At 55.8% G+C, this 5,424-nt stretch carries 6 protein-coding genes; 3 read left to right on the top strand and 3 right to left on the bottom strand.

Translation table 11 applies throughout. The annotated features are described in order from the left end of the window. On the top strand, nt 1-319 hold a 319-nt coding region (locus tag ACWIUF_RS20345; protein ID WP_448574368.1), incomplete at its 5' end, for a DUF4351 domain-containing protein. A gap of 8 nt (nt 320-327) precedes the next feature. On the opposite strand, the gene ACWIUF_RS20350 is transcribed toward ACWIUF_RS20345, so the two are convergent. After that, nucleotides 328-924 (bottom strand): DUF3124 domain-containing protein, encoded by a 597-nt coding sequence (locus ACWIUF_RS20350; protein ID WP_448574369.1) that lies wholly within the window; start codon nt 922-924, stop codon nt 328-330. A gap of 300 nt (nt 925-1,224) precedes the next feature. Here ACWIUF_RS20350 and ACWIUF_RS20355 point away from each other — a divergent pair, with 300 nt between their 5' ends. Further along, nucleotides 1,225-1,632 (top strand): VOC family protein, encoded by a 408-nt coding sequence (locus ACWIUF_RS20355; RefSeq protein WP_448574370.1) that lies wholly within the window; start codon nt 1,225-1,227, stop codon nt 1,630-1,632. 88 nt (nt 1,633-1,720) lie between these two features. On the opposite strand, the gene ACWIUF_RS20360 is transcribed toward ACWIUF_RS20355, so the two are convergent. Continuing rightward, nucleotides 1,721-2,800: a metal ABC transporter solute-binding protein, Zn/Mn family gene (locus ACWIUF_RS20360; RefSeq protein ID WP_448574371.1), complete on the bottom strand. Its 1,080-nt coding sequence runs from the start codon at nt 2,798-2,800 to the stop codon at nt 1,721-1,723. Nucleotides 2,801-2,972: 172 nt separating this feature from the next. On the opposite strand from ACWIUF_RS20360, the gene ACWIUF_RS20365 reads away from it, so the two are divergent. Continuing rightward, nucleotides 2,973-3,716: a metal ABC transporter ATP-binding protein gene (locus ACWIUF_RS20365; RefSeq protein WP_448574372.1), complete on the top strand. Its 744-nt coding sequence runs from the start codon at nt 2,973-2,975 to the stop codon at nt 3,714-3,716. 203 nt (nt 3,717-3,919) lie between these two features. On the opposite strand, the gene ACWIUF_RS20370 is transcribed toward ACWIUF_RS20365, so the two are convergent. Continuing rightward, on the bottom strand, nt 3,920-5,416 hold the full coding sequence (locus ACWIUF_RS20370) for an iron uptake porin (protein WP_448574373.1): 1,497 nt from the start codon (nt 5,414-5,416) through the stop codon (nt 3,920-3,922). Nucleotides 5,417-5,424: the final 8 nt, after the last annotated feature.

Genomic DNA, 5,424 nt, shown 5'->3' on the forward strand with positions numbered 1-5,424 from the left:
CACGACGATCATTGCCTACAAGTTCACGAGTCTGAGCCGTCAGGAGGTGGAAGCCATGTTGGGGATACAGCTTGCCGATACACGCATCTATCGCGAAGCCAAGGAAGAGGGTCGCCAAGAGGGACTGCAACAAGGACTGCAACAAGGGGAAGCGGCCTTAGTGGTACGGTTATTGCAACGACGCTTGGGCCGGTTGGAGGCTGACCTCGTGGCCCAGATTCAGGCGTTATCCGTGACCCAATTGGAGGCATTGGGCGAAGCATTGCTGGAGTTTGACCAAAGAGCGGACTTACTGGATTGGTTGGCACGACAAACTTGAGTGATGGGCTATACATCGTTTTTCGGCACCTCCAGCGGCCCCATCAGCGGTTTTAAGTTGCCAAATTGCCGCAATACCCGCCCTGAACTGGTAAAGGAAATTCCCTGGGATGAGGCCGTGCTAACCATCACGGCTTCAACAACTGGTTGATAAACAGGTGCGGTGGCAACCCACTCCACCATGAAATTTGCCCCGGTCCCCCCGCTCAGATCGTCGGTTTGAATAAAGACATCCGTAGACGCCAGGGGGGGCAGTTCCACGGCTGACCCAGTGTACTGGCGAATAAACTGCCCATTGGTATCGTAATAACGGACTGCGGTGATCAGGATGGCCTGTTCTGGGTCCGTGTTCCGAATACTCAGGGTTGCAGCTAAATTGATGATTTGATCCTGGCGGTTTTGGTGATAGATGTGGGCATAGATGGGCACATAAATCGTTTGTCCAACGCTGACTTGGGTCGGATCGAGGTCGATCGTCACCAGTTGCTCAAGATGATTACCGATCGGATTGGCATTACGGGAGTGCAGGGGCACTGCACAGGCCGTCACCACGATCGCAACTAGGCCCCAAAGGATAGCCCAGCGGATTGGCAGAGCGCAGCCCATCGGCATCATTGCGTCACGGTCTTGTTCACAGTCTTTATCTTCAGCAGTGCCATTGCGGTGATTGTAGCATTACCGCGATCGGACCGTGCCGCCACTAGAGCATCTCGAAAAATACCAGTTCTGTATTCCCAAGCAATGCCATCTCGTCGCTTGGGGCAGTTCAACTGCCCCGATCCCAAATTAATCGAGGTGCCCACTAGGATTCCTTCTCCGGCACTAACGACTAAAGTCGTGACTACAAACTTAACGACTAAAGTCGTGACTACAAACTTAATGACAAACCTCAAGCACTAAAACGCGATGATTGACATTTATCGTGCGTTCGTAACGATCGCAACCTTAGAGTTAGATGCCCTAAGCCATTTCTACCAAGACCTTTTGGAACAAGCGCCCCAGCGCTACTTGCCCCAGGTATATGCAGAATTCCAACTCCCTGGCCTACGTTTGGGGTTATTTCAAATCCGGCCTAGCGATCGGCAGGAGTTTGTCAATCCGCAGCAAGGAACCCTTAGCCTCACCCTGGAAGTGGCTGATCTCGAAACCGCGATCGCCCAATTGACCACCTTGGGCTACCCACCCCCAGGAAGCATCATCACCTCCGCCTATGGGTACGAAATCTATGCCTATGATCCGATGGGTAATCGTTTAATTTTGTATACCCCTGGCGAAAATTTAACGCCCCCAGACTCAAACCGATCGCTATCCTAGCTAGAGCCGTCCAGCCCCCCTGCATCCCTAGTGGCAGAAAGGGCCGGGGGGTGAGGAGAACGCTGGCTCCGGTAACCTGCCTGCGTCCTCATGGCGAGACAGATCCGCCCAAGTCCATCGCCGGGGGCTGGCAGCGTCCCCCTAGATTGTTGACGATCGCACAGGTATTGTGAACCAGCATTTGTTGCGTGGTGACCACTGGCGTGGCTGGCCCACTGGGACCTTCCACCAACAGCGGTGGCTCCGCCAGCTTAACCCCCGCTTCACGGGCGATCGTCTTCATAATGTCGGGATTCGCTGTACTTTCAGTAAAAACAGTGGTGACCCCGGTTTGCTTAATCTGGTCAACCAGGGCCGCCAGACGGGCTGGGGAGGGTTTTGCCGCCTTCGTGACCCCTTGCAACGCCCCCCGCACCGTAAAGCCATAGGCATCGGCAAAGTAGCCAAAGGCATTGTGGGGTGTTAGCAACTGGCGCTGGTCGGCATGCACCGTAGCCACCTGGGTCTGTATCCAGGCATCCAGGGCGTCGAAGTCGGCAGTCAGACGAGCGGCGGCCTGACGGTATTGGGCCGCATGGTTGGGGGCCACCTGGGCTAACTGGTCAGCAATCACCCGCACGATCGCACCATTATGGCGAGCTTGATGCCAAATATGGGGATCGGGTACTGTCCCCGGTGTAGCCGTGTCAGACGTTGGACTCGCCTCGTGGCCATGCTCATCCTTGTGGCCATGCTCATCCTCGTGGCCATGCTCATCCCCATGATCGTGATCATCCGCCTGGACATAGCGGGGACTGGGCACAGCAACTTCATAAACAGCGACACGGGGTTGCCCGGGTGGGGTAGCTTCGACCAATCGAATCAGCTTCGGTGAAGCCCCATAACCGTCGTAGAGGATCAGATCGGCATCGGCGATCGCGGCCCGATCCGCAGGCGTGGGTTCATAAACATGGGGGTCTTGATCCGGGGCCATGAGACAAGTCAGGGCAATCGTCCCAGCGGCAACCTGCTGGGTGAGATCACACAACAGGGCTGTGGTGGCCACAACTTGCGGCGGTGCTTCCGTAGCCGTTGGGGCAGCATCCGGAGTGGCGGCTGACTCAGGCGGGGGACCAGAAGCCCCAGGCAAACACCCCCCAACCCCCAGGGTGAGCAGAACGGCCATCATTCTCCGGGCTATCCCACCGTGATTGCGCCCCAGGGTTAACCCAAGCTTCAACCTAAGCTGAGACATGCTTGCACAACTCCTTTACGACAAAACCGGGATTTACGCCAAACCAACGGGAGTTTGGTATGCTGATGGGTAAGAGCATGAGAATGATTATCATTTTTCACTAGCTATGCTAGAGATTGAGCATCTGTCTGTCAATTACCGCCACCTACAAGCGATCGCCGATCTCTCCTTGCGGCTGGTCCCCGGTGAGATTGTGGGCTTGATTGGCCCCAATGGCGCAGGGAAAAGCACGCTGATGAAGGCATTGCTAGGCTTAGTGCCCCACCAAGGGCGAGTTTTGCTGACGGGGCAACCCCTCGCTCGGCAACGGCAACGGGTGGCCTATGTCCCCCAGCGATCGCAAATTGACTGGGACTATCCGATCACCGCTTGGAATGTCGTGATGATGGCGCGGACGCGGGCGATTGGCTGGCTCCGGGCACCCGATCGGCAACAGCGGCAAATCGTCAAGGCCGCCCTCGCACGGGTAGAGATGCTGTCCCTAGCCCGACGCCCGATCGGACACCTGTCAGGGGGGCAACAGCAGCGGGTGTTCCTGGCCCGTGCCCTGGCCCAGCAAGCGGATATCTTTTTGCTGGATGAACCCTTTACCGGCGTTGATAAAAAGACAGAAGCCCTGATCCTGGGGGTCTTTGCGGAGTTGCGTGCCCAGGGGAAAACCCTATTGGTCTGTAGTCATGAGTGGGGCGATAGCCTCAACCGTTACGATCGCCTGCTGCTACTGAACCGCCAACTCTTGGCCGACGGCAAGCCGCGATCGGTAATGACAATGGAAAATATTTATCGAGCCTATGGCGAAACCGCAGCAGCTAACAATGGCCAGCAGCGCGAACCCTTCTTTTTCTGCTAGGGCATTGAATATGCGGTTAGGACCTTGAATACAGCACTTCCATACTGGGTGAGGTGCAGACAAGGGGCTTTAAGCCCCTTGCTGACAAGGCTTGACCGTACTGCATGGGATGTGGTCTGACGACTTAAGTCCTCACTACGAGCAATCGGAAAGCCAAAACGAAGTCGTTGATATGATGTGAGAAAAGAGGCGGTTGAAAAGCTTTAGAAACTAAAGCTGGTGCGCAGCGTGCCGACCCAGATGGAATTTCCATCCCGTTCCGGATTATTGGTAACAAATAATCCGGGTGTAAGGGCGAAATGTTCACTGAATCGGAACCGATAGAAGGCTTCAACATGGTAGGTACTGCCGGCCTCATCCGAACGATAGTCACTGTCCGTTACCCGTGGCGGTTGACCGAAGACAATCCCCGCCAAATTTCCCTTCGCCAAGAGATCCAGGAAGCCCAAGGTCACGGCCCAGTTTTGGATCGTGGCCCGATCGCCCCTAAAACCACTGGATTCCCCCTGAGCATTGGTATAGCCATACCAGCCGGAGAGATTAAACCGCGAACTCAGGCGATAGGTGGCATTCAGGGCATATACATCGGCTGCCGTTGCGGCATCGGCAAACGGTTGATTCGCCAATACACTACCCGTCCCGCCCGATACCTGGGCTTGACCGCCGGGGGCATAGTAGCGGCTATAGGCTAGCCCAATACCGAGACGATCGTTGGGTTGATAGGTCAACTGCCCCAGAGCCGCAAATTGGCCATTAAATAACCCGGCTTTATCGGCTGGATTGCCCGCATCATCGGCAAAATAGGCGAGGGAAAGATTCAGCGATTTACTGAAGTCATAGTTCAGGCCCAAGCCCGCCCCATCACCAAGCCGATAGAGGGGGTTGTATTGCCCAAAGCGGGAAAGGCTACCCACGACATCATCGGAAAATTCAGGATTGAGCGTTGCAAAAATATCGTCAAATTCGGTTCCCGTTGCACTCACCGTTACGCGTAATTTCGGGTTAAAGAAAAACTGATAACGCAGAGTATCCAGGACAACATCGTTGCCATTCCCCGTGGTGCCATCAAAGCTGAGCCGACTTTGGGGCGTTCCCGTGCTGGCTTCAAAGGAAGTGGTATTCGCCGCTTGTAGGCGGGTAAAGAGGAGATCTTGCCCCGAAAAGGTGGTATTCAGGCCCAAGCGCAGGCGATCGCTAAAAATCGTGCTGCTATCGATCTCGCTCCCACTGGCGCTACTCAGGCCAAACACCGCATCCCCCACCAGCTTGGTTGTGGTTGAGAATTGGGTCGCCTCCAGTTGCGCCGTCCGGGCTTCCAGGTTATCCACCCGGCCCCGAATCGAGGCCAGTTCCGTGGCAAATTCTTCCTGCAAGCGTTGCACCTTGGCCAAGTCTTCCTTGGTGGCCATGTCCGCCGTGGCTGCTGCAATCAACTCATTAATACGATCGAGGCAGGCATTCAACCCGGCGGCAAATTCATACCGGCTCAGTGCCCGTTGTCCTCGGAAAGTCCCGTCGGGATAGCCCACAATACACCCATAGCGTTCCACCAGGGATTGCAGGGCTTGGAAGGCCCAGTCCGTCGGTTGCACATCAGACAATTGGCTCACCGAGGTGATCTGGCCCAAACTATCGGCTTCAATGTTCGGTGATGCGGGGTTGGGTGATGCTTGATTACCAGCCCCGATCGGGTTGCCCAGGGGAGGCG

The organism is Trichothermofontia sp., assembly GCF_053493415.1.

What these genes read in the sequence shown, in the direction of transcription:
- ACWIUF_RS20350 (WP_448574369.1), bottom strand. Translation starts at nt 924, where the DNA reads ATGGGCTGCGCTCTGCCAATCCGCTGGGCTATCCTTTGGGGCCTAGTT.
- ACWIUF_RS20355 (WP_448574370.1), top strand. Translation starts at nt 1,225, where the DNA reads ATGATTGACATTTATCGTGCGTTCGTAACGATCGCAACCTTAGAGTTA.
- ACWIUF_RS20365 (WP_448574372.1), top strand. Translation starts at nt 2,973, where the DNA reads ATGCTAGAGATTGAGCATCTGTCTGTCAATTACCGCCACCTACAAGCG.
- ACWIUF_RS20360 (WP_448574371.1), bottom strand. Translation starts at nt 2,800, where the DNA reads ATGATGGCCGTTCTGCTCACCCTGGGGGTTGGGGGGTGTTTGCCTGGG.